Raw genomic sequence first — 19,123 nt, forward strand, 5'->3', positions numbered from 1 at the left:
GTTCCGAGACGGCTCGAGCGAGCCGCCTCGGGGGCTACAGGGAAGGGGCAGCATGCGCACACTCAGCAGACGCACACACACCCGGCGGGCGAGGACCGTCGTGGGCGTGGGGCTCGCGTCGACCGCCCTCGCGCTCGGCACGACCTTCGCCGCGGGCTCCGCGGCGACGGCGGCCGGCTCGGACAGCGGTGACATCGTCTACACCGTCCACCCGCCGACGAAGCAGTTCTCGACGGGCAGCCGGCCCGGCGCGCTCCCGACGCCGTCGCAGTGCGTCGCCCGGATCGGGCTGGCCTGCTACACGCCCGCGCTCATCCGCAAGGCGTACGACATCCCCGACGGCTGGACCGGCAAGGGTCAGCGCATCGTCGTCGTCGACGCGTACGGCAGCCCCACGGTGCGCCAGGACCTCGACGTCTTCAGCCAGACCTTCGGCCTGCCCGGGGCCGACCTCAACGTCTATTACCCGGGCGGTCAGCCGCAGACGAGCACGGCGCACCAGGGCCAGCCGCTCGGCTGGGCCGGCGAGACGAGCCTCGACGTCCAGTGGGCGCACGCCATCGCGCCCGACGCGACGATCAACCTCGTCGTCGCGCCGAACAACTACGGCAACGCGCTCAACGTGGCCGTGCGCTACGCCGTCGACCACGACCTCGGCGACGTCCTGTCGATGAGCTACGGCGCCGACGAGGCTGCGATCAAGGGCAAGGGCAACAACCTGCAGCTCCAGCAGTCGCACGCGAACTTCGCGGCGGCGGCCGCCAAGGGGATCTCCCTGTTCGCCTCGTCGGGCGACGACGGCGCCTCGAACGGCGGCCCTGCCCTCGCGGCCGGCTACCCGGCATCCGACCCGCTCGTCACCGCGGTCGGCGGCACGAACCTCTTCGCGAGCGACTCGGGCGACTACCAGGGCGAGACGGTCTGGGGCGACGAGGCATCGTGCGCCGTGCACCAGCCGTTCGGCTGCACCCTCGGACCGATCGGCGCGACGGGCGGAGCCCCGAGCACGATCTTCCGCGCGCCCGCCTACCAGGCCGGCGTCTCCGGCAACCCGATGCGCACGACGTCCGACGTGTGCTACGACGCGTCGGTCTACACGTCGGTCTTCGTCTACGAGGGCTTCAACGCCAACCCGGACGACAACGGCTTCTACTTCTACGGCGGCACGAGCTCCGGCTCCCCGCAGTGGGCCGCGATCGGGGCCCTCGCCGACCAGCAGGCGGGCCACCGCCTGGGCGCGCTCAACCCGGCGCTCTACACGATCGGCACGGGGGCGACGCACGCCCTCGCCTTCCACGACGTCACGTCGGGCAACAACGCCTGGCACGGGCCCGGCCTCGACGCGAAGGCCGGCTACGACGACCCCACCGGGCTCGGCTCGCCGGACGTCTCGAACCTCGTGGGCCAGCTCGTCCACTGACCCATCGCGTATGCCGTGTCGTGGCCACCCAGCGCTCCGCTGGGTGGCTGCTCCACGAGCTTGGTGAAGCGGGCCGAGTAGTGCGTGAACCCGCCTGCGTGACTCGCGTCGTCGAAGGTGACCGTGGTCGCGCCGGCCCGGGCCGCCATGTACCGCTGCAGGGCCGGGTCGATGACCCGGTCGGCGCCGGAGACGGCGTACCAGGACGGGATGGCGGGCCAGGCGACGTCGGCCGACGGCGCGAACAGGATGCTGAGGTCCGTGGGCGTCTGGGCACGATCGAGCGTGGCCGCGAGCCGAGGGCTCAGGTCCTGCGCGAAGTCGTCGCGGAAGTTCGTCGACGTGATGGTGGCGCGACCTGCGCTGTCGAAGGTGATGTGACCGGGCGCGAGGAAGGCGGCTGGCGCGTAACCCGCGCCCAGCCCAATGATGCTCTCCCCGGCTGCCGGGACGAAGGCGGCTGTGTAGACGAGCGCCGACACGTCGCTCCGCCCGGCGGCCGCGTCGGAGATGACGAAGCCGCCGTAGGAGTGCCCGACCACGACCTTGGGGCCGGCTACCGCGTCCAAGGTCGCCCTGACCGTCGCGATGTCGTCGACCGTCCCGGACAGCGGCAGCGGAACGGCGACCGAGGTGTAGCCGTCCTTGCGCAGCGCCGCGGAGACCTCGTCCCACGACGAGGGACCGGCGAACGCGCCGTGCACGAGCACGATGGTGGGGCGCGCCGCAACGGAGGTCAGTGCCCCGGACGAGGCGGGTCCGGCCTGGGCCGGGGCCCCGGCCATGAGGGCGACGAGCGCGGCGAGCACCACGCCGGCCAGCCACGTCGAACGTCTCCGGACGCTCGAGGCACCGCGTCCGTTCCTCATCCGGCCGGGACCTGGAACGAGGTCCGGCGACGTGGGCGGTGGGGTGGTCACGATGCCGGACCGGTTGCTGGACATGTGGTTCTCCTCGTGCTCGGGAGGTCAGGTGGTGGTGATGAGGCCGCCGTCGATGGCGACGTCGGCTCCGGTGATGTTTCCTGCGACGTCGCTGGCCAGGAAGGCGACCAGGTTGGCCACCTCACTGGGCCGGGTGAAGCGGCCCGTGGCGGATTCCCGAGCCGCTGCGGCGGCGACGGCGGAGGGGTCCGTCCCCTGCCGTGCGGACACCGCGGCGGCAACCCCGCCGGCGCCCAGCCACAGGTCGGTGGAGACCGGCCCCGGGCTCACGGTGTTGACGCGAATCCCCTTCGGGCCCAGTTCCTTCGAGAGGGACTTGCAGAAGCTCCGCAACGCCGCCTTGGCCGCGCTGTAGTCGATGACGCCCGGGTCGGCCAGGACGGCGTTGACCGAGCTCGTGCAGACGATGACTCCCCGGCCACGAGCCAGCATCATCGGCAGGGCGGCGCGGGTGGTGCGCACGGCGGCCATGAGGTTGAGCGTGTACGTCGTCGCCCACTGCTCGTCTGTCACGGCCACGAAGCCGTCCAGTCGCGGGGTCACCGCTCCGACGTTGTTGACGAGGATGTCGAGACGCCCGCGCCCGGCAGCGGCGTCGACGAGGTGGGCCACCCCGTCGGGCTGACCGAGGTCGGCGGCGACGTACGTCACCGTCCCGGTACGGGTCAAGGCCTCCAGCTCTGCCGAGGTCTCGCGTGCGCCGGCCACCACCGTGACCCCCTCGTCAGCCAAGACCCTCGTGATGGCGAGACCGATCCCCTTGCTCGCACTGGTGACGATCGCGACCTGCCCCGCCAGCCCGAGGTCCACGCTCAGAGTCCTTGCTCGTGCAGCCAGGCCAGCACGGCCTCGGCGATCTCGTTCCAGCCACTGTCGATCGTCAGCGAGTGACCCCGACCCTCGAACTGACGCAGCTCGGTGACCGCGGTCGAGTGGCGGTACTGCTTGAGCGTCGACCGGGTGACGGCGTCGGGAACCGTGTGGTCCTCCAGGCCGGAGATCAGCAGGAGCGGGCCACGGGTCGTGTTGCGCGTATCGACCGCCGCCTCCGAGTGGAGCGAGAAGTTGGCGGCTGCGGCCTGGAACAAGGGCTTCGCGGGTGACGGGATGCTCCACTTCTCGTAGAGGGCGTCCGACTCCTCCTCACTCACCGCGTTGCCGAAGCCGAAGCGGAACTCCTTGGCCGTCAGCGAGACCGCCTTGCTGCGGTTGGCGGGGTTGCCCAGGGCCGGCAGTCCGGCGCGCAGCTGGGCGAGCGGTAGCGGCAGGACGCCCTTGATCTGCGCCGGGTCGATGGCAACCGCCGCGGCTGCTTTCCCCTGCCCCAGCAGCTTCTCGGCGATGAGCCCGCCGAACGAGTGACCGATGATGACCGGCGGCTCCGACGACCCGTCGATCAGTGACGCGTAGTGGTTGGTCACGTCGTCGATGCCCAGGCCCGCGACGGCCTCCGGGTGCTGACGGGCCTCGGCCACGGTCTCGGGCTCGTGGGGCCACCCGGGCGCGGTGGGCGAGTAGCCCGACCGAGCGAAGGCCTCGACCCACGGGGCCCAGCTGGTGCTGTGGAGCCACAGTCCGTGGATGAAGATGACGGGTCGTTGGGCTGGCTGCATGACGGTGCCTCCGGAGCGGATGCTGGCGGGGCGACCTCCTGGCCGTCCACGTTGTCGCGCTGCACGGCGACGGTTCCGAGTCTTGCCGCACCCTCGTCGCGCGTCCAAGACCCGTTCCGGACCGATCGATAACCGCGAGCGCCCCTCCCGCAGCGGCCGGCTCGGTAGCGTGGGCGACGGAGACCGGCAACCAGCTACGCCCGTCCAGTCCACGGCCTCCACGGAGGCGTCGGCATGGACCTGGAGCTTCGACTGGTGCGCTACTTCGTGGCGGTCGCCGACGAGCTGCACTTCGGTCGTGCCGCGGCACGCCTCTACGTGAGCCAGCCGGCGCTCTCCAAGCAGATCCGCAAGCTCGAGGACCAGCTCGGCGAACCCCTCTTCGTGCGGGACAGCCGGCACGTGACCCTGACGACGCGAGGGGAGCGCTTCCTCGTGGACGCCCGTCGCCTACTGGCGCTGGCGGACTCGATGTCCGAACGGACCCGATCGGCGGGGGTGCGCATCGCCCATGTGTTCGAGCTGTCCACGAGCCAGGTCGTCGCCGACGCCTTCAGGGTGGCCGAGCCGGGGATCCCGCTGCGAGAGCATGCCATGGACAGCGTCACGCAGCTCAACGCGCTCCTGCAGGGCCGCCTCGATGTCGCCATCCTGCGCGTCACGCCGCGGATGAAGGTCGCGCACCCCACCGGCTGGCGCCACCGGCTCCTGCGCCTCGAGCCCCTCGTACTCGTGGGGCGACACGAGGATGGGCACCAGGGGAGGGTGTCGTTCGGCGCACGGCCGTTGCACGTCTTCGGGGACCCGCCCAGTTCCGGTACCTACAACGCGCACGGACAGTACCTGACCGCCCTGGAGCAACGACTCGGGCACACGATGCAGTGGCTCGGTACACCGGGGGCCTTCAGTCACTGCCTCTCGCATGTTAGATGGGCACCTGACAGCGTCCACTACCTCGAGTTCCTCAGCTACGCGGAGAAGTACGTCGCCGAGGGGCTCCACATGTCCTGGCCCGACGAGATCCAGCCGTACTACCCGTGGTCGCTCGCCTGGCGCGCAGACGACGTCGACGCGACGACGACTCGACTCATCGAGGTCTCGGTCGGCGTGGCCGACGAGCTCGGCTGGCTGGACTCGGGGCGGGACGGCAGACACGCCCCCGCCTGGCTGCCGGATGACGACCCGGCCTGGCAGGAGGTCCACACAGCCGACCCGGGCGCCCACGAGACGGCTCAGGCGACGGGCACTGCGCCAGAGAGTGCAACGGGCGCCTGACAGGTCGCCTGTCACGCGCGCACGTGCAACCTCACTCGTCGCCGCTGGGGCAGGCGCCGGCGTCTGGGTCCCGCGCGATGGCCGCAGGTCGGGCCCGAACGGATCAGGCAGACAGCCAGGTCAGGCCGCGAGGCGCCAGGCGAGGACGCCGAAGAGCACGCCGAGCGAGTTCGTGGCCCAGTGCATGCCGACGCTCGCGAAGAGGCTGCCGCTGCGACGGCGCAGCTCACCGGCGAGCACGCCACCGAGCGCGGTGAAGAGCACGGTGCCGCCGACGACGGCGGCCTTGGCGAAGGGGCCCAGCCCGGCGACGGCGGAGCCGATCGCCTCGTTGCCGGTGGCCGAGGCCATGGCGGGGAAGACGTGCCAGAGGCCGAAGAGCAGGGACGACCCCGCGAGGACCTGCCACATCCGGGCGTGCCGGGAGAGGAAGCCCCAGAGCACGGAGCGGAAGGCGACCTCCTCGAGCAGGATCGTGCCGACGGGGATCATGACGAACGCCGTGAGCAGCGCACCCGCCGGGGGCAGGTGGTAGCGGACGTCGAGGAACGCGGTGCGCGTCGACGGGAGCAGGATGCCGACGAGGTAGACGAGCCCGACGACGGCGATGACGCCGAGCCCCCACCGGATGCCGCGGGCATGGGTGTGCCGGGCGAGCCCCAGCTGGTGCCACGACAGGCCCTGCCAGCGGGCGAAGCCGAGGAGGGCGACGGCCCCGACCGGGCCGAGCCACATGGTGTCCCAGCCCAGCACGTGGTTGGCGACGTTGACGCCGGCGAGGGCGAAGACGACGACCACGGTGGCGGCCATCCGGGCCCGCCGTCCGCGGGCGATGAGTGCCAGACGGCGTCGACGCACCGGGTCGTGGGCCGTGGCCACGGAGACCATGGGGATGCCGTCGGTCGGGGACGCGACGGCGACAACGGGGCTCACGGCTGGGCTGTTCATTGCCACCATTTTCGCACGTCAACCTGTGCGCGACCTGTGCTGGAACCGCCCGGCGATCCCGCCTGCCACCCCGGTCACAAGCGCCTCAACCCACCCCGAAGGCCACGCCGCCACAGCAGACATCTCCGGCGATTCCGGGGCGACGCCGAGGCCGGTCGCCCTAGGGTCTTCCCATGGCGACATCTCCGGTGCCGGCACCGGTGCTGGCGAGGGTCCACCCAGACGCGTGGCGACGCTTCCGCTACGGACTGGTCGTGGCCTGCTTCGTCCTCCTCGGGTGCGGCCTGGTGCTGGGCTCGGCTCCCGCGACCTTCGCCGACCTCAGAGCAGGCGTCAGCGCCGGCCGTGTCGACGAGGTGCACGTGTCCGGGGCGCTGCCCCCCGGGGCGACGGGCTTGGTGACCGTGTCCCTCGCGTGGCGCGACGGCGGCCGCAACCGGTTCGCCGAGGTGGTCCAGGTGAGCGATCCTGCGGTCTCGTCGCCGGGCGACATCGGCGCCCGCGAGATCGTGACCGAGAACCTCGAGGAGTCGCTCCGCGCGCTGCAACCGGGCGTGCGCATCGTGGCGGACACGTGGCGCGACCCCGGTCACGAGCTCGCCGGCTGGCGCGTGCCGGGGTGGTTCGCCGCTGCGGCGCTCGTGCTCTGGTTCGCGACCGTGGCGCTGCTCTTCAACGGCGCTCAGCCGTGGTGGGCCACCCGCTGGGCCTGGTTCTGGGCGCTCTTCTCCCCGGCCGCGGTCGTGGCCGTGCCACTGTTCCTGCTCGTCTCCGGCCCGCCGCCCGGGGTGCCCGACACGGGGCGGTCCGGGCGTCGCCTCACCGGCGGCTGGGCCTTCATCCTGTTCTACCTCGTGGCACCGGCCGCCTACGGAGCCCTCACCCGCTCCTGAGCCGACGGCCTCGGCGGCGCCGCTCGACGAGCCCGCGGACGTACTCGGCCTGGCCGAGGTGCTTCGCCCCGTCGTCGAGGACGGAGACGAGACGCACCGCCACGGTGACGGGCGGGTCCCAGCGCTCGTCGACGACCCGGGCGTATGCCGTGTCGTCGAGCTCCTCGACGAGCTCGACCGTCCGCTCGTGGACCGCCGCGTGGTATGCCGCGAAGAGGGCCGGGTCGGCGACGGTGAAGCGTCCGACGTCTGCCGACGTCATGCTCCAGCCGTGCGCGTCCGCCCGGTAGGGCAGCCCGAACCGTTCGACCCAGCCGTCGCCGCGCCACACCGAGTCGTCGGCGTCGGCCAGCTGGGCCACCTGGTCGTCCTGCTGCCGGGCGAGGTGCCAGACGAGCCATGCGATGTGGTTCGCGTCCGGGTCGGGGCGCCAGAGCAGCTCCTCGACGGAGAGACCGTCGACGACCTCCGGCAGGCCGTCACGGATGCGGCCGAAGCCGTCGAGCATCAGGTCGCGTGCGATGTCGGTCGTCATGTCGTCCACCTCCCCAGCATGCACCCGGGCGCGGACCTCCCACGCCGTGCCCCTACTGCATCCCGACCCGCAGTGCGGCGGATCACCTTGCGCCCGTGTGACTCCGGACGAATCAGACCTTTGCCGCGCGATGTATCTGCAGGGCCCGCCCGGTCTCTGAACCCCCGCGCCCACCACGAGGGCCGACCCCGACACAGGAGACCAGCAATGACGACCATCCTCACCCCCACCGCCCGACGGGCCACGAGCCTCGCCGGACTCTGCGACGGTGCGGTCCACCTCCCCGGCGACCCCGGCTACGACGCGGCACGCCTGCCCTGGAACGTCGCCCTCGACCAGCGCCCGGCCGCCGTCGCCCTGCCTCGCACCGTCGCGGACGTCCAGGCGGTCGTCCGCGCGGCCGCCGCCGACGGGCTGAAGGTCGCGCCGCAGAGCACGGGCCACAACGCCGGGCCGCTCGTCGGGCGGGGCCTCGACGACGTCGTCCTCGTGCGCACCCAGCGGATGCGCGGTGTCGGCATCGACGCGACCCGCCGGGTCGCCCGGGTCGAGGGCGGGGCGCTCTGGATCGACGCGACCGAGCCCGCAGCCGACCACCGGCTCGCGGCCCTGCACGGCAGCTCGCCCGACGTCGGCATCGCCGGCTACAGCCTCGGCGGTGGCATCGGCTGGTACGCCCGCAAGCTCGGTCTCGCCTCCAACAGCCTCACGGCCGTCGAGCTCGTCACGGCCGACGGTGAGCACGTGCGCGCCGACGCGACGCAGAACGTCGAGCTCTTCTGGGCCCTGCGCGGGGGTGGCGGCAACTTCGGGGTCGTCACGGCTCTCGAGTTCCGCCTCTACCCGATCGAGGCGGCGTATGCCGGCATGCTCGTCTGGGACCGCGACCACGCCGAGCGTGTGCTGCGTCGCTGGGCCGACTGGGCTCCCGAGGCCCCCGACGCCGTCTCGACGTCGTTCCGCTTCCTCGACCTGCCGCCGCTGCCGACGATCCCCGAGCCGCTGCGTGGGCGGTCGCTCGTCGTCATCGACGGCGCGGTGCTCGGCTGCGACGCCGAGGCCCGCTCGATCCTCGGGATGCTCCGCGGCCTCGGACCCGAGATCGACACCTTCGACCGCGTGCCGGCCCGGTCGCTGACCCGGCTGCACATGGACCCGGAGGGCCCGACACCCGCCGTCTCGGACGGGACCCTCATCGGCGAGCTCGGCGACGCGACCGTCGACACGCTCCTCGAGCAGGTGGGCCCGGGCTCGACGTCGTCGCTGCTGTCGACCGAGCTGCGCCAGCTCGGCGGGGCCCTCGGCCGGGCACCCGAGGGCCACGGCGCCCTCGCGACGATCGATGCGGCATACGCCGTCTTCGCCGTCGCGGTCGCCGCGACCCCCGAGATGGCGATGCAGGGGCAGCTCGACGCGCACCGGCTCACGGGCTCGCTCGAGCCGTGGTCGACCGGCCGCAGCTACCTCAACTTCGCCGAGAACGAGGTCGACGTGCGCACCGGCTACACCGAGTCGGCGTGGCTGCAGCTCAAGGGGATCCGGTCGGCGTACGACCTCGACGACCGCTTCCTCGCCAACCACCGCGTCCCCCGGCTCTTCGAGGACGGCGCGGTCACCGAGTGACGGCTCGCTCGAGGTGATCCCGTGGGCCACGTGCCTCACGGGATCACCTCGACCGGCGTCAGAGCGTCACGAGGACGAAGGCCTCCACCGGCTCGCCCTTGCCCTTGAGCTCGAGCGGACCCAGCGGCTCGGTGGTCGCGCCGGGCAGCATCGCCAGGGTGTCGGCCGTGACCGCGACGCGGCCGACCGGCGCCTGGCCCTCGATCCGCGAGGCCACGTTGACGGCGTCGCCGATGACGGTGTGGGTGCGGCCGCCCTCGCTGCCGAGCACGCTGACGAGCACCTCGCCGCTGTTGATCCCGACCCGGAAGCGCGGCCAGCCGGGGTGCTGGTCGGCGATGCGCGCCGTCTCGACCTGGAGGTCCAGACCGGCCCGAGCCGCTCGGTGTGCATGGTCGGGCTGGTCGCCGAGACGGTTGAACGTCGCCATGATCGCGTCGCCGATGAGGCGGTCGATCGTGCCCCCGTGCCGCTTGACGACGGCCGGGATCGCCACCGTGAAGTAGGCGTTGAGCATCTCGGTGACCTCGCTCGGGTCATGGCCCTCGGAGAAGGTCGTGAAGCCCTTGAGGTCGGCGAAGAGGATCGACATCTCGCGGCGGCCGGCCAGGGTGTCGGCCGTGTAGAGGCTGGCGTAGCGCTCCTCGTGCCAGGACTGCTGCGCGCCCCAGGCGACGAGGACGAACGCCGCGAGCATGAGCAGGTGCCACTCCCACCACGAGTAGTGCCAGTTGGGGGCGAACACGATGGCGACCATCGCCTCGGCGAGCAGGACCATCGCCGACGCCATCGCCGCGGGGAGCAGCCCACCACGCCGCCACCACAGCCGCGCGTACGTCACCGCCGTCACCGCGAAGAGGACGACCGACACCACGGCCGCGCCCACCATCGGCGGCGATCCCCTCTCGAGCCCGGGCCCCACGTCGAACGGCGGCACCCGCAGCAGCGACGCGAAGCCCCAGACGACCATCGTGATCAGCAGGGCCAGGCGCAGCATCCGCGCCCTCCGCATCTCGGCGGCCGCCCGGTCGGCAGCCACCTCGCGCACCGACGCGACGGCGAAGAGCGAGCCGATGGCGATGCCGACGGGGGTGGAGATGTTGAACCCGGCCGTGGCGGTCTCCAGGAGCATGTGCGGGGTCGCGAGCGCGTGCAGCCCGAGGAAGCCCGAGGCGGAGAGGAAGGCGAGCGACACGTACATGACGCGCACGTCGCCGCGCCGGACCGCAGCCGCGCCCGTGCCGTATGCCGTCAGCGCGCTGAGCAGGGCCGCGCCGAGGACGATCCAGAAGTGCGTCGGGTCGTGCTGCCACTGCCGGTCGAGGGGCTCGGAGAGCCGAAGCACGACGAGGCCGAGCAGCGGCAGCGCGAGCGCGACGGCGCCGACGACACCGCGTCGGCGGGCCCCGGGGCGTGACTCGCCCGGGCTGGTCGCGGGCGCGGCCAGCGGGGTGACGGCCGGGTCGTCAGCCATGGGGGTGGGCCTGCCCGTCCGTCTCCGTCTCCTTCTCGGTCGACCGGGACATCGACTCGACGAGCGAGAGGTACTGGTGCACCTCGGACACCACGACCGAGCCCTCGCCGACCGCCGACGCGACCCGCTTGACGGACCCCGCTCGCACGTCCCCGACCGCGAAGAGTCCCGGCACCGACGTCTCGTGCGCGCACGGAGGTCGCTCGAGGCTCCAGGCGCCGGCCTCGCGCACGTCGGCGCCGGTGAGCAGGAAGCCCCACCCGTCGCGGACCACGGCCTCGGGCAGCCACGCGGTGTGCGGCTGCGCGCCGATCATGACGAAGAGACCGTCGGCCGGGATGGAGCGCCGCTCGCCGGTCGTCCGGTCCGCCACCACGATCTCGGACAGCCATCCGTCGCCGCCCCCGTCGACGACGTCGGCGTTCGGGACGACGGTGATCCTCGGCGAGGCCTCGATCTCGTCGATGAGGTAGCGCGACATGGTCGTCGAGAGGTCCGGCGTGCGGATGACGACGGTCACGTCCGCGGCATACCGCTGCAGGTGCAGGGCCGCCTGGCCGGCGGAGTTGCCGCCGCCGACGATGACCGTGTGCGCCCCGGTGAGCCCATGGGCCTCGGAGACGTTCGCGCCGTAGTAGACGCCGGACCCGCTCAACGCCTCGAGCGACGGCACCCCGAGGCGCCGGTAGGCGACGCCGGTCGCGAGCAGCACCGCCCGCGCCCGCACGTCGCCGACGTCGGAGACCGTGGCGACGAACCACGGGGCCCCGTGCGCGTCCGGGGTCGGGTCGATCGCCGTGACCCGCCGGGTCAGGACGAACCGCGCGCCGAAGACCCACGCCTGCTGGAAGCCCCGCTGGGCGAGCTCGGCGCCCGAGACCCCGCGCGAGAAGCCGAGGTAGTTGCGGATGAGCGAGCTCGTGCCGGCCTGACCGCCGAGCGCCTGCTCCTCGACGCAGAGCACCGACAGTCCCTCGGACGAGCCGTAGACCGCAGCCGCGAGCCCGGCCGGTCCGGCCCCGACGACGAGCAGGTCCACGTCGCGCACCTCCGGCCCGCCCCCGGGCACGGTGAGGTCGGTGCCGATGCCCCAGGCCTGGCAGATCTCGACGTCGGTCGGGTCGAGCAGGACCCGGCCGCCCAGCGCCGCGAGCCAGATGACGAGCGGACCCTCCGGGTCGGTCGGGCGCGGGGCCTCGATCGTCAGGAGCAGGTCCACCGCCTCCGCCGTGCCCCGGTCGAGGTAGGCGTGCGGGATCCCGTTGCGAGTCAACAGGGTTCGCACGGCGTGGCCGCGCGGGTCGCGGGCCGCGCCGACGACGACCACCTCGCGCCGGCGGTTCGCCACCGTCCGGGACCACACCTGGACGAACTCCGAGACGGTGCGACAGAAGAGCTCGTCCGGTGACGTCCACGGCTCGAGGACGTAGTAGTCGATGTCGCCGAGCGACATGCCTCGCAGGATCGCGTGGGCGGTGCGACCGTCGGCCCACGCGCCCCAGGGCACGAGCAGGGCCCGGGCGGCGTCGGGGTGCAGGGTGCGCACCGACCGCAGCAGCTCGGCGCCCCCGAGTCCGGGCAGCCACGGGTCGGCGAGGACGAGCGCGACCGGGTCGCCGCGCTCGGCCGCGAGCTGGAGGTGCTGGAGGGCGACGGCGCTGTCGGACTCGCCGCGCACGCGGAAGTCGGCGCCGAAGCGCCGCGCGAGCTCGGCCTCGGTCCGGGCGAGCCCGTCGAGGTCATGGTCGACGACGAGCAGGAGAGGACGGGTCATGGAACCCCCTCACGCAGTGGTGCGGGCAGGACGATGGACGACCACCCCTCACACCGACGGTAGGCCGCATCAGGACCCCGCGGGTCCCGAACGGACGATCTCGTGGTCCCTCGGCGAAGATGGGGCCATGGCACCCCTGGCACCCTCCGCGTACGACGTCGACCGGATCCGCTGGCACTTCCCCGCCCTCCACGAGGGGGCGGCGCACTTCGACGGCCCCGGTGGGTCGCAGGTGCCCGACACCGTCGCCACGGCTGTCGTCGAGACGCTGACCTCCGCCATCTCGAACCGCGGCTCCGTGACCGCGGCCGAGCGCCGCGCCGACCGCGTCGTCGTCGAGGCGCGCGCCGCGATGGGCGACCTGCTGTCGGTCGAGCCGGGCGGCGTCGTCTTCGGCCGGTCGGCCACGGAGCTGACCTTCCACCTCGCGCGCACGCTCTCGTCGGACTGGGGTCCCGGCGACGAGGTCGTCGTCAGCCGCCTCGACCACGACGCCAACGTCCGTCCGTGGGTCCTCGCTGCCGAGGCTCGGGGCGCCACCGTCCGGTGGGCCGAGTTCGACCCGAGCACCGGCGAGCTCGCACCCGAGGCCGTCGCCGCCGTCGTCGGCGAGCGCACCCGCCTCGTCGCCGTGACCGCCGCGTCCAACCTCATCGGCACCCGCCCCGACCTGCCCGCCATCGCCGAGATCGTCCACGCGGCCGGGGCGCTGTTCTGGGTCGACGGCGTGCACGCGACCGCGCACGTGCTCACCGACGTGCCGGCGAGCGGCGCCGACTTCTGGGTCTGCTCGCCCTACAAGTTCCTCGGCCCGCACCTCGGCGTCCTCGGCGCCTCGTCCGCGCTGCTCGAGACGCTGCACCCCGCCAAGCTCGTGCCCTCGTCGGACGCCGTGCCCGAGCGCTTCGAGCTCGGCACGCTGCCCTACGAGCTGCTCGCCGGCACGACGGCGGCCGTCGACTTCCTCGCCGACCTCGCCCTCACCGACCCCTCGCGGCCGCGCCGGGAGCGACTCGTCGCCTCGTTCGCCGCCCTCGAGGCGCACGAGGACGCCCTCCTCACCACGCTGGAGGCGCGGCTTCGCGCGATCCCGGGGCTGACGGCATACAGCAACGCGCAGCGTCGGACGCCGACCGTGCTCGTCACGGTCGAGGGGCACGACCCGCAGGACCTGCGCACGGCGCTGGCCGAGCGCGGTGTCAACGCCCCAGCCGGCAGCTTCTACGCGTGGGAGTGCAGCCACCACCTCGGGCTCGGCGCCAGCGGCGGGCTGCGGATGGGCCTCGCGCCCTACACGAACGCTGACGACGTCGACCGGCTCGCGACCGGGCTCGAGGAGATCTGCGGGGTGTCCCGGTGAGCCGAGCGGTGCCCCTCCCGGCCGGCCCGGGCCAGGAGTCGGTGTGGGACTACCCGCGTCCGCCGGCGGTCGACCCGAGCGACGAGCTGGTCGAGGTGCACCTCGGCGGCGAGGTCGTGGCCCGCACCCGCTCCTCGCTCCGCGTCCTCGAGACGAGCCACCCGCCGACCTACTACCTGCCGCTCGACGCGTTCGTCGACGGCGCGCTCGTGCCCGTCCAGGGCAGCACCGTGTGCGAGTGGAAGGGTCGCGCCGCCTACTTCGACGTCGTCGGTGGCGGGCTGCGCGCGGCCCGCGCCGCGTGGACCTACCCCGAGCCCGTGGCCACGTATGCCGTCCTGGCCGGTCACGTCGCCGTCATGCCGGGACTCGTCGACGCGTGCCTCGTGGACGGCGAGAGGGTGCGGGCGCAGGAGGGCGGCTTCTACGGCGGCTGGATCACCGACCGGGTCGTCGGCCCCTTCAAGGGCGGCCCCGGCTCCTGGGGCTGGTGACGGCGCGGAGGCGCCAGACCTCACCCTGAGAGGGGGAGGATCACGGCGGCCGGGAGCGGCAGGGTGGTCCATGGGGAGACGTGCGTCCGGCGACGCACGTGGACCCGACGACACCACTCGCACCCACCGCCGGACGGCCGGGCCCGCCACGGCGCCACGCAAAGGAGCAGGACATGGCTGCCTTCACGGTATGGAAGTTCGACGACCTCGACGGCGCAGACCACGCCGAGTCCGTCCTCGAGGACTGTCAGGCGGAGGGTTTCCTCAAGGTCGTCGACCACGCCGTCGTCACGTGGCCCGAGGGCGACGAGCATCCCAGCATGAGCCACGGGAACGACGAGAAGTGGCGTGGCACGGGCTGGGGCGCGCTCTGGGGAGTGCTGGTCGGCGCGCTCTTCTTCGTCCCGGTCGTCGGGGGCGTCGTCGGAGCGGCCATCGGGGCCATCAGCAAGATGACGGAGGACGCCGGCATCACCAAGGAGCAGCTCGAGACGATCCGCACCGAGCTGACCCCGGGCACGTCGGCGCTCTTCGTCGTCACCGAGCAGGGCGACCTCGACCGCGTCGGCGAGCGCCTCCGGGGGATCCACAGCAAGCTCGTCGCCACCAACCTCACGGACGGCGAGCGCCAGATCCTCCTGGAGACCTTCGGCGGTCGCTGAGCCCTGCCGGGAGCGGTTCAGCGCGGAAGCGGCACGATCCGCGCCTCGACGAGCGTCCGGTCGCGCACGTCGAGGGTCGCGAAGGTCCCGGCCGGCTGGCGCCGTCGGTCGGTGGGCGAGCCCGGGTTGAGGATGCGCACGCCGTCGCCGGTCTCGTCGAGCGGGATGTGCGAGTGCCCGAACACGACGAGGTCGGCGGTGGGGAAGCGCCGCCGCATCCGCGCGGTGCGCCCCTGTCGCTGCCCGCTGTCGTGGACCATCCCGATGCGCAGGCCCTCGAGCTCGATCTCCATCGTCTCGGGGGCGCCCCACGCGGCGACCTCGGGCACGTCGTTGTTGCCCATGACGACGTGCACCGGCGCGAAGGTCGCCAGCAGGTCGAGCACGTCGGGGGTGCAGACGTCACCGGCGTGGAGGATGACGTCGGCCGACTCGAGGTGCGGGAGCAGCGCCGGCGGGCAGGCCTTCCAGTGGCGGGGCGCGTGGGTGTCGGAGACGACGAGGACCCTCACGACCGCACGCGCTCGAGCACCTCGCGGACCGTGGCCTCGACGAGCTGCACCTTGTAGCCGGTCTCGGGGAGCGGGCGGGCACCGCGCGTCGCCTCCTCAGCCGCCGCGGAAACGGTGTCGTCATTGAGCGACGTCCCGGTCAGCAGCTCCTCGACCGCACCGAGCCGCAAGGGAACCGGCGCGACCCCGCCGATCGCGACCCCGCACGACGTGACGGTCCCGGCGTCGTCGCGCACGACGCGGACGACCGCCTCGACGAGCGGCCACTCCGCCTCGAACCGGCTGATCGAGCGGAAGTAGGCCGCCCGCTCGCCCGCCGCGGGGGGTGGCAGCGTCACCCGGGTCAGCACCTCGTCGTCGGCGAGCAGGTGGTCACGGCTCGGGTCGGACCCGTCGCCGAGCACGTCGCCCACCCCGAGACCGTCACGCTGCGTCGTGTCGATGGTGGCGGCATACGTCATCAGGGCCATGGCGAGGGACGACGGGTGCGGGTGGACGCACGGGGCGGTGTCGAAGACGACGCCGTAGAGGTGGCGCCCGTCGCGCGCGGGACAGCCCTCGCCGCCCGACTTGAAGCACGACGTGTGCGGGTGGCGGAAGTACCAGCAGCGGGTGCGCTGGAGCAGGTTGCCGCCGATCGTCGCCGCGGTGCGCACCTGGGGGGTCGCCAGGCCCGCGGCCGTGAGCGCGAGCGCCGGGTAGTCGGCAGCCAGGTCGTGAGCGATGGTGGCGACGGTGACGCCCGCGCCGAGGGTCGTGGCGGCGTCGGTGCGCTCGACCGCGGCGAAGCCGGGCACCCCCGTCAGGTCGAGGACGTGCGGCGTCGCGCCGGTCGTGCGCAGCCGCTCCTGCAGGTCGGTGCCGCCGGCGCGATAGACGAGCTCGCCTGCGCCGTCGGGCCGCTCGTCGTATGCCGTGAGGATCGTGATGCTCATCGCGTGACCTCCGTGCGCAGTCCCTCGAGGAGCCGGTCTGGACGCACCGGCAGTGACAGGGGTCGCCAGCCCGTGGCGTTGAAGATGGCGTTCCCCACGGAGGCCGCGGGACTGACGGTGGCGACCTCGCCCAGCCCGACGCCACCGCCCGGCACGCGGTCCCACCCCTCCTCGTGGAAGTGGATGTCGATCTCGGGGGTGTCTCCCAGCTGCGGGATGCGGTAGTCCTCGAGGTTGGCCGTGAGGGTGAGTCCGGTGTGCGGGTCGAGGACCTGGTTCTCGTAGAGCGCGAGCCCGACGCCCTGGATGATCGAGCCCTCGCACTGGCTGCGGGCGAGGACCGGGGCGTGGATGCGGCCGACGGCGATGCCGCCGTGGACGCGGAGAACCCGGGTCTTCCCGGTGCGGGTGTCGACCTCGACCTCGGTGACGTGCAGGGCCGCCGAGAAGCCGCGGCCGACCTGGATGCCGTTCATCGTCATCGGGACGGCTCGGAGACCGCGGTCGCCGCCGCGCTTCGCCGTCGCCGACGCGCCGGCCGGGGCACGGTCGAGGTCGGTGCCGACCCGATCACGGAGGCTGGTCGCCGCCTCGACGGCGGTCGACCACAGCGACACCGTCGTGCGGCTGCCCCCGGACGCCGGGCCGTGGGACGTGCCGCCGTGGGAGCGACCGAGCCGGACCTCGACGGCGGACGGGTCGACGTCAAAGACACCCGCCACCGCCCGGGCGACGACCGTGCGGCTCCCGGTCCCCATGTCCTGCGCAGCCGTCGACGCGACCAGGTGACCGGCCTCGACGGACACGACGACCTCGCAGTCGGGGTCGACGAGGTAGATCCAGTTGCCGGCAGCCACACCGACGCCGCGCCGGAAGCGCCCGGACTGGCTGCCGGTGGCGGGTCGCCGCTCCCACGTCGGGAGCGCACTCGCCCAGCGGTAGAGCGCCTGACGCTTCTGGTTGCCGTCCCACTGGGCGCGCAGCCCGATCGGGTCGCGGTTGAAGCGGTGGGCGACCTCGTCGACGGTCTGCTCGAGCGACCAGGCGCTCGTCGGGCCGCCGGGTCCCCGGAACGGCGCTCCGGGAGGCGCGTTCGTCACGACGTCGACGTCGCGGGCCAGGCGCGGCGTGCGCTCGTAGAGCAGCATCGACAGGGCGGCCACGCTGTTGCCGATCGCGACCCCCGCGTGGCTGTCGGTGTCGACGACGAGCGCCCTGACGGCCTGCGTGTCGTCGTCGACGAGCATCGAGACGCGCGACCGGCTGCCCGGGCGGTTGCCGGTGCCGGTCAGCTCCTCGTGCCGGTCGAGCACGAGCCGCACCGGTCGACGCGCGAGACGGCTCAGGGAGATCGCGCTCGTGGCCTCCGTCGTGAGTGAGAGCTTGGCCCCGAACCCGCCGCCGACGTGCTCGGCGACGACCTCCACCTGCGTGGGGTCGAGGTCGAAGCGGTCGGCGATGGCGTGCCGCATGAGGTCCACGCCCTGGGTGCTGAGCCAGACCCGCAGATGCTGCGGGTCGGTCCAGTCGGCGACGCAGGCGTGCGGCTCGAAGGCCGTGTGCAGCTGGGCCGCGGTGTGGAACTCCAGCTCGACGAGGCCCGGTCTCCCGGCGGCGCGCGCGGCACCGACGCGGCGTTTGGCGAGGGTGCCCAGGAAGGGGCTGCGCGAGGGCCCGTGGCGGTTGCCGTCCCATGGCGCCGGCATCGACCCACCCTCACCGGCGGACGGCGCGGCCTTGCGCTCGCCCCGCGTCGGGTAGACGAGCGGGGCACCCGGGCGCACGGCCGCCTCGGGATCGAGCACGAAGTCGAGGGGCGTCACGGGCACGACGAGCTCGCGCGCGACCCGGCGCGCCTCGGCGAGGGACTCTGCCGCGACGACGGCGATCGGCTGACCGGCCCAGCGCACGCGTCGGTCGTCGCCGAGGACGTCGAGGCCGACGACGCCGTCCGGGAAGCGGATCGGACCGACGGTCCCGGCCGCCACGTCGGACCGGCGGATCGCGGCGTGCAGCATGCCGGGCAGGACGACGTCCGTCGTGTAGACGGCGGCCCCGGTGACCTTGGCAGGGGCGTCGACGCGCTCGACGTGGCCGGCCCCGTCGTCGTGCTCGCCGCGGCACGCGGCGGCGACCGCGCGGTAGATCCCCTCGTACGAGCCGCAGCGGCACAGGTGGCCGGCGAGGGCCTCGGCGATCGTCTCGCGGTCGGGCCCGTCGGCACCGGCTTTTCCGACCTCCCCGGCGGCACCGGCGGCACCGCGCTCGGCCCGCCACCGGTCGTGGAAGGCGACTGCGTCGACGACGAATCCCGGTGTGCAGTAGCCGCACTGGAGCCCGTCGTGGTGGGCGAAGGCGCGCTGCACGGGATGGAGGTCGTCGCCGTCGGCCAGGCCCTCGACGGTCGTCACGCTCGCGTCGCGCAGCCGGGTCGCCGGGGTGAGGCAGCCGAGCACCGGCTCGCCGTCGACGAGCATCGTGCACGCGCCGCAGACGCCGCTGCCGCAGACGAGCTTGGTGCCGGTCAGGCCGAGGCGGTCGCGCACGACGTCGACGGCCGACTCGGTGCCCTCGACCTCGACGACCCGCGCCTCGTCGTTGACCGTGGTGGTGAGCTCCATGAGGCCTCCCTGCGGCTGCGTCTCGACGAGACGGTGCGAA

General features: G+C 73.2%; 17 protein-coding genes. 7 read left to right on the forward strand and 10 right to left on the reverse strand.

All coding sequences use genetic code 11. The features are described from left to right. Window positions 1–106: 106 nt before the first annotated feature. The gene (locus tag ASD90_RS00165) at window positions 107–1,420 is read left to right on the forward strand and encodes a S53 family peptidase (protein WP_157622899.1); all 1,314 of its coding nucleotides are present in this window, start codon (window positions 107–109) and stop codon (window positions 1,418–1,420) included. Here ASD90_RS00165 and ASD90_RS00170 read toward each other — a convergent pair. The 3 genes from ASD90_RS00170 to ASD90_RS00180 are packed head-to-tail and all read right to left on the reverse strand — an operon-like array spanning window position 1,354 to window position 3,977. After that, complete coding sequence (locus ASD90_RS00170; RefSeq protein WP_056750015.1) at window positions 1,354–2,364, reverse strand: alpha/beta hydrolase; 1,011 nt, start codon at window positions 2,362–2,364, stop codon at window positions 1,354–1,356. The two genes, ASD90_RS00165 and ASD90_RS00170, sit on opposite strands and share 67 nt — an antisense overlap. A gap of 24 nt (window positions 2,365–2,388) precedes the next feature. Next, complete coding sequence (locus tag ASD90_RS00175) at window positions 2,389–3,174, reverse strand: SDR family NAD(P)-dependent oxidoreductase (protein WP_056750018.1); 786 nt, start codon at window positions 3,172–3,174, stop codon at window positions 2,389–2,391. 2 nt (window positions 3,175–3,176) lie between these two features. After that, window positions 3,177–3,977 carry an alpha/beta hydrolase gene (locus ASD90_RS00180; RefSeq protein ID WP_056750020.1) on the reverse strand — a complete coding sequence of 267 codons (801 nt, stop codon included), beginning with the start codon at window positions 3,975–3,977 and terminating at the stop codon, window positions 3,177–3,179. Between the two features lie 234 nt (window positions 3,978–4,211). Between ASD90_RS00180 and ASD90_RS24580 the strand changes: the two genes are divergently transcribed. Beyond that, window positions 4,212–5,252 (forward strand): LysR family transcriptional regulator, encoded by a 1,041-nt coding sequence (locus ASD90_RS24580; RefSeq protein ID WP_056750023.1) that lies wholly within the window; start codon window positions 4,212–4,214, stop codon window positions 5,250–5,252. 120 nt (window positions 5,253–5,372) lie between these two features. Here ASD90_RS24580 and ASD90_RS00190 read toward each other — a convergent pair whose 3' ends face one another. Further along, window positions 5,373–6,200: a CPBP family intramembrane glutamic endopeptidase gene (locus tag ASD90_RS00190; RefSeq protein WP_235506330.1), complete on the reverse strand. Its 828-nt coding sequence runs from the start codon at window positions 6,198–6,200 to the stop codon at window positions 5,373–5,375. A gap of 173 nt (window positions 6,201–6,373) precedes the next feature. Here ASD90_RS00190 and ASD90_RS00195 point away from each other — a divergent pair, with 173 nt between their 5' ends. Continuing rightward, window positions 6,374–7,093 (forward strand): hypothetical protein, encoded by a 720-nt coding sequence (locus ASD90_RS00195; RefSeq protein WP_157622901.1) that lies wholly within the window; start codon window positions 6,374–6,376, stop codon window positions 7,091–7,093. Here ASD90_RS00195 and ASD90_RS00200 read toward each other — a convergent pair. Then, window positions 7,080–7,628, reverse strand: a complete 549-nt coding sequence (locus ASD90_RS00200) for a DinB family protein (protein WP_056754113.1) — start codon at window positions 7,626–7,628, stop codon at window positions 7,080–7,082. The two genes, ASD90_RS00195 and ASD90_RS00200, sit on opposite strands and share 14 nt — an antisense overlap. Window positions 7,629–7,835: 207 nt before the next feature. Between ASD90_RS00200 and ASD90_RS00205 the strand changes: the two genes are divergently transcribed. Beyond that, window positions 7,836–9,251 (forward strand): FAD-binding oxidoreductase, encoded by a 1,416-nt coding sequence (locus ASD90_RS00205; protein ID WP_056750029.1) that lies wholly within the window; start codon window positions 7,836–7,838, stop codon window positions 9,249–9,251. A gap of 58 nt (window positions 9,252–9,309) precedes the next feature. Here ASD90_RS00205 and ASD90_RS00210 read toward each other — a convergent pair whose 3' ends face one another. Together ASD90_RS00210 and ASD90_RS00215 are read right to left on the reverse strand one after the other, a co-directional pair. Continuing rightward, window positions 9,310–10,725, reverse strand: coding sequence for an adenylate/guanylate cyclase domain-containing protein (locus tag ASD90_RS00210; RefSeq protein ID WP_056750033.1), 1,416 nt, complete (start codon window positions 10,723–10,725; stop codon window positions 9,310–9,312). Beyond that, window positions 10,718–12,499: an FAD-dependent oxidoreductase gene (locus ASD90_RS00215; RefSeq protein WP_056750038.1), complete on the reverse strand. Its 1,782-nt coding sequence runs from the start codon at window positions 12,497–12,499 to the stop codon at window positions 10,718–10,720. The genes ASD90_RS00210 and ASD90_RS00215 overlap by 8 nt, the downstream gene beginning before the upstream one ends. Window positions 12,500–12,626: 127 nt before the next feature. Here ASD90_RS00215 and ASD90_RS00220 point away from each other — a divergent pair, with 127 nt between their 5' ends. The 3 genes from ASD90_RS00220 (at window position 12,627) to ASD90_RS00230 (ending at window position 15,015) form a co-directional block, all read left to right on the forward strand. After that, window positions 12,627–13,859: a cysteine desulfurase-like protein gene (locus ASD90_RS00220; protein WP_056750041.1), complete on the forward strand. Its 1,233-nt coding sequence runs from the start codon at window positions 12,627–12,629 to the stop codon at window positions 13,857–13,859. Further along, on the forward strand, window positions 13,856–14,353 hold the full coding sequence (locus ASD90_RS00225; protein ID WP_235506331.1) for a DUF427 domain-containing protein: 498 nt from the start codon (window positions 13,856–13,858) through the stop codon (window positions 14,351–14,353). Before ASD90_RS00220 ends, ASD90_RS00225 begins: the two co-directional genes overlap by 4 nt. Before the next feature lie 173 nt (window positions 14,354–14,526). Next, the gene (locus ASD90_RS00230; RefSeq protein WP_056750054.1) at window positions 14,527–15,015 is read left to right on the forward strand and encodes a DUF1269 domain-containing protein; all 489 of its coding nucleotides are present in this window, start codon (window positions 14,527–14,529) and stop codon (window positions 15,013–15,015) included. A 17-nt stretch (window positions 15,016–15,032) separates the two neighbouring features. Here ASD90_RS00230 and ASD90_RS00235 read toward each other — a convergent pair whose 3' ends face one another. Genes ASD90_RS00235 through ASD90_RS00245 form a run of 3 tightly spaced genes read right to left on the reverse strand, consistent with a single transcriptional unit; the run spans window position 15,033 to window position 19,083 of the window. Further along, window positions 15,033–15,527 (reverse strand): metallophosphoesterase family protein, encoded by a 495-nt coding sequence (locus tag ASD90_RS00235; protein WP_056750056.1) that lies wholly within the window; start codon window positions 15,525–15,527, stop codon window positions 15,033–15,035. Beyond that, window positions 15,524–16,462, reverse strand: a complete 939-nt coding sequence (locus ASD90_RS00240) for a xanthine dehydrogenase family protein subunit M (RefSeq protein ID WP_056750061.1) — start codon at window positions 16,460–16,462, stop codon at window positions 15,524–15,526. Before ASD90_RS00240 ends, ASD90_RS00235 begins: the two co-directional genes overlap by 4 nt. Continuing rightward, complete coding sequence (locus tag ASD90_RS00245; protein WP_056750063.1) at window positions 16,459–19,083, reverse strand: molybdopterin-dependent oxidoreductase; 2,625 nt, start codon at window positions 19,081–19,083, stop codon at window positions 16,459–16,461. The genes ASD90_RS00240 and ASD90_RS00245 overlap by 4 nt, the downstream gene beginning before the upstream one ends. Window positions 19,084–19,123: the final 40 nt, after the last annotated feature.

It is taken from the genome of Terrabacter sp. Root181 (genome assembly GCF_001428505.1).
In the GTDB taxonomy this organism is placed as follows: Bacteria; Actinomycetota; Actinomycetes; order Actinomycetales; family Dermatophilaceae; genus Terrabacter.

Excerpts from the sequence above, each read along its gene's own strand:
- ASD90_RS00215 (WP_056750038.1), bottom strand. The coding sequence starts at position 12,499 with ATGACCCGTCCTCTCCTGCTCGTCGTCGACCATGACCTCGACGGGCTC.
- ASD90_RS24580 (WP_056750023.1), top strand. The coding sequence starts at position 4,212 with ATGGACCTGGAGCTTCGACTGGTGCGCTACTTCGTGGCGGTCGCCGAC.
- ASD90_RS00220 (WP_056750041.1), top strand. The coding sequence starts at position 12,627 with ATGGCACCCCTGGCACCCTCCGCGTACGACGTCGACCGGATCCGCTGG.
- ASD90_RS00180 (WP_056750020.1), bottom strand. The coding sequence starts at position 3,977 with ATGCAGCCAGCCCAACGACCCGTCATCTTCATCCACGGACTGTGGCTC.
- ASD90_RS00195 (WP_157622901.1), top strand. The coding sequence starts at position 6,374 with ATGGCGACATCTCCGGTGCCGGCACCGGTGCTGGCGAGGGTCCACCCA.
- ASD90_RS00190 (WP_235506330.1), bottom strand. The coding sequence starts at position 6,200 with ATGAACAGCCCAGCCGTGAGCCCCGTTGTCGCCGTCGCGTCCCCGACC.
- ASD90_RS00245 (WP_056750063.1), bottom strand. The coding sequence starts at position 19,083 with ATGGAGCTCACCACCACGGTCAACGACGAGGCGCGGGTCGTCGAGGTC.
- ASD90_RS00200 (WP_056754113.1), bottom strand. The coding sequence starts at position 7,628 with ATGACGACCGACATCGCACGCGACCTGATGCTCGACGGCTTCGGCCGC.
- ASD90_RS00240 (WP_056750061.1), bottom strand. The coding sequence starts at position 16,462 with ATGAGCATCACGATCCTCACGGCATACGACGAGCGGCCCGACGGCGCA.
- ASD90_RS00230 (WP_056750054.1), top strand. The coding sequence starts at position 14,527 with ATGGCTGCCTTCACGGTATGGAAGTTCGACGACCTCGACGGCGCAGAC.
- ASD90_RS00205 (WP_056750029.1), top strand. The coding sequence starts at position 7,836 with ATGACGACCATCCTCACCCCCACCGCCCGACGGGCCACGAGCCTCGCC.
- ASD90_RS00210 (WP_056750033.1), bottom strand. The coding sequence starts at position 10,725 with ATGGCTGACGACCCGGCCGTCACCCCGCTGGCCGCGCCCGCGACCAGC.
- ASD90_RS00170 (WP_056750015.1), bottom strand. The coding sequence starts at position 2,364 with ATGTCCAGCAACCGGTCCGGCATCGTGACCACCCCACCGCCCACGTCG.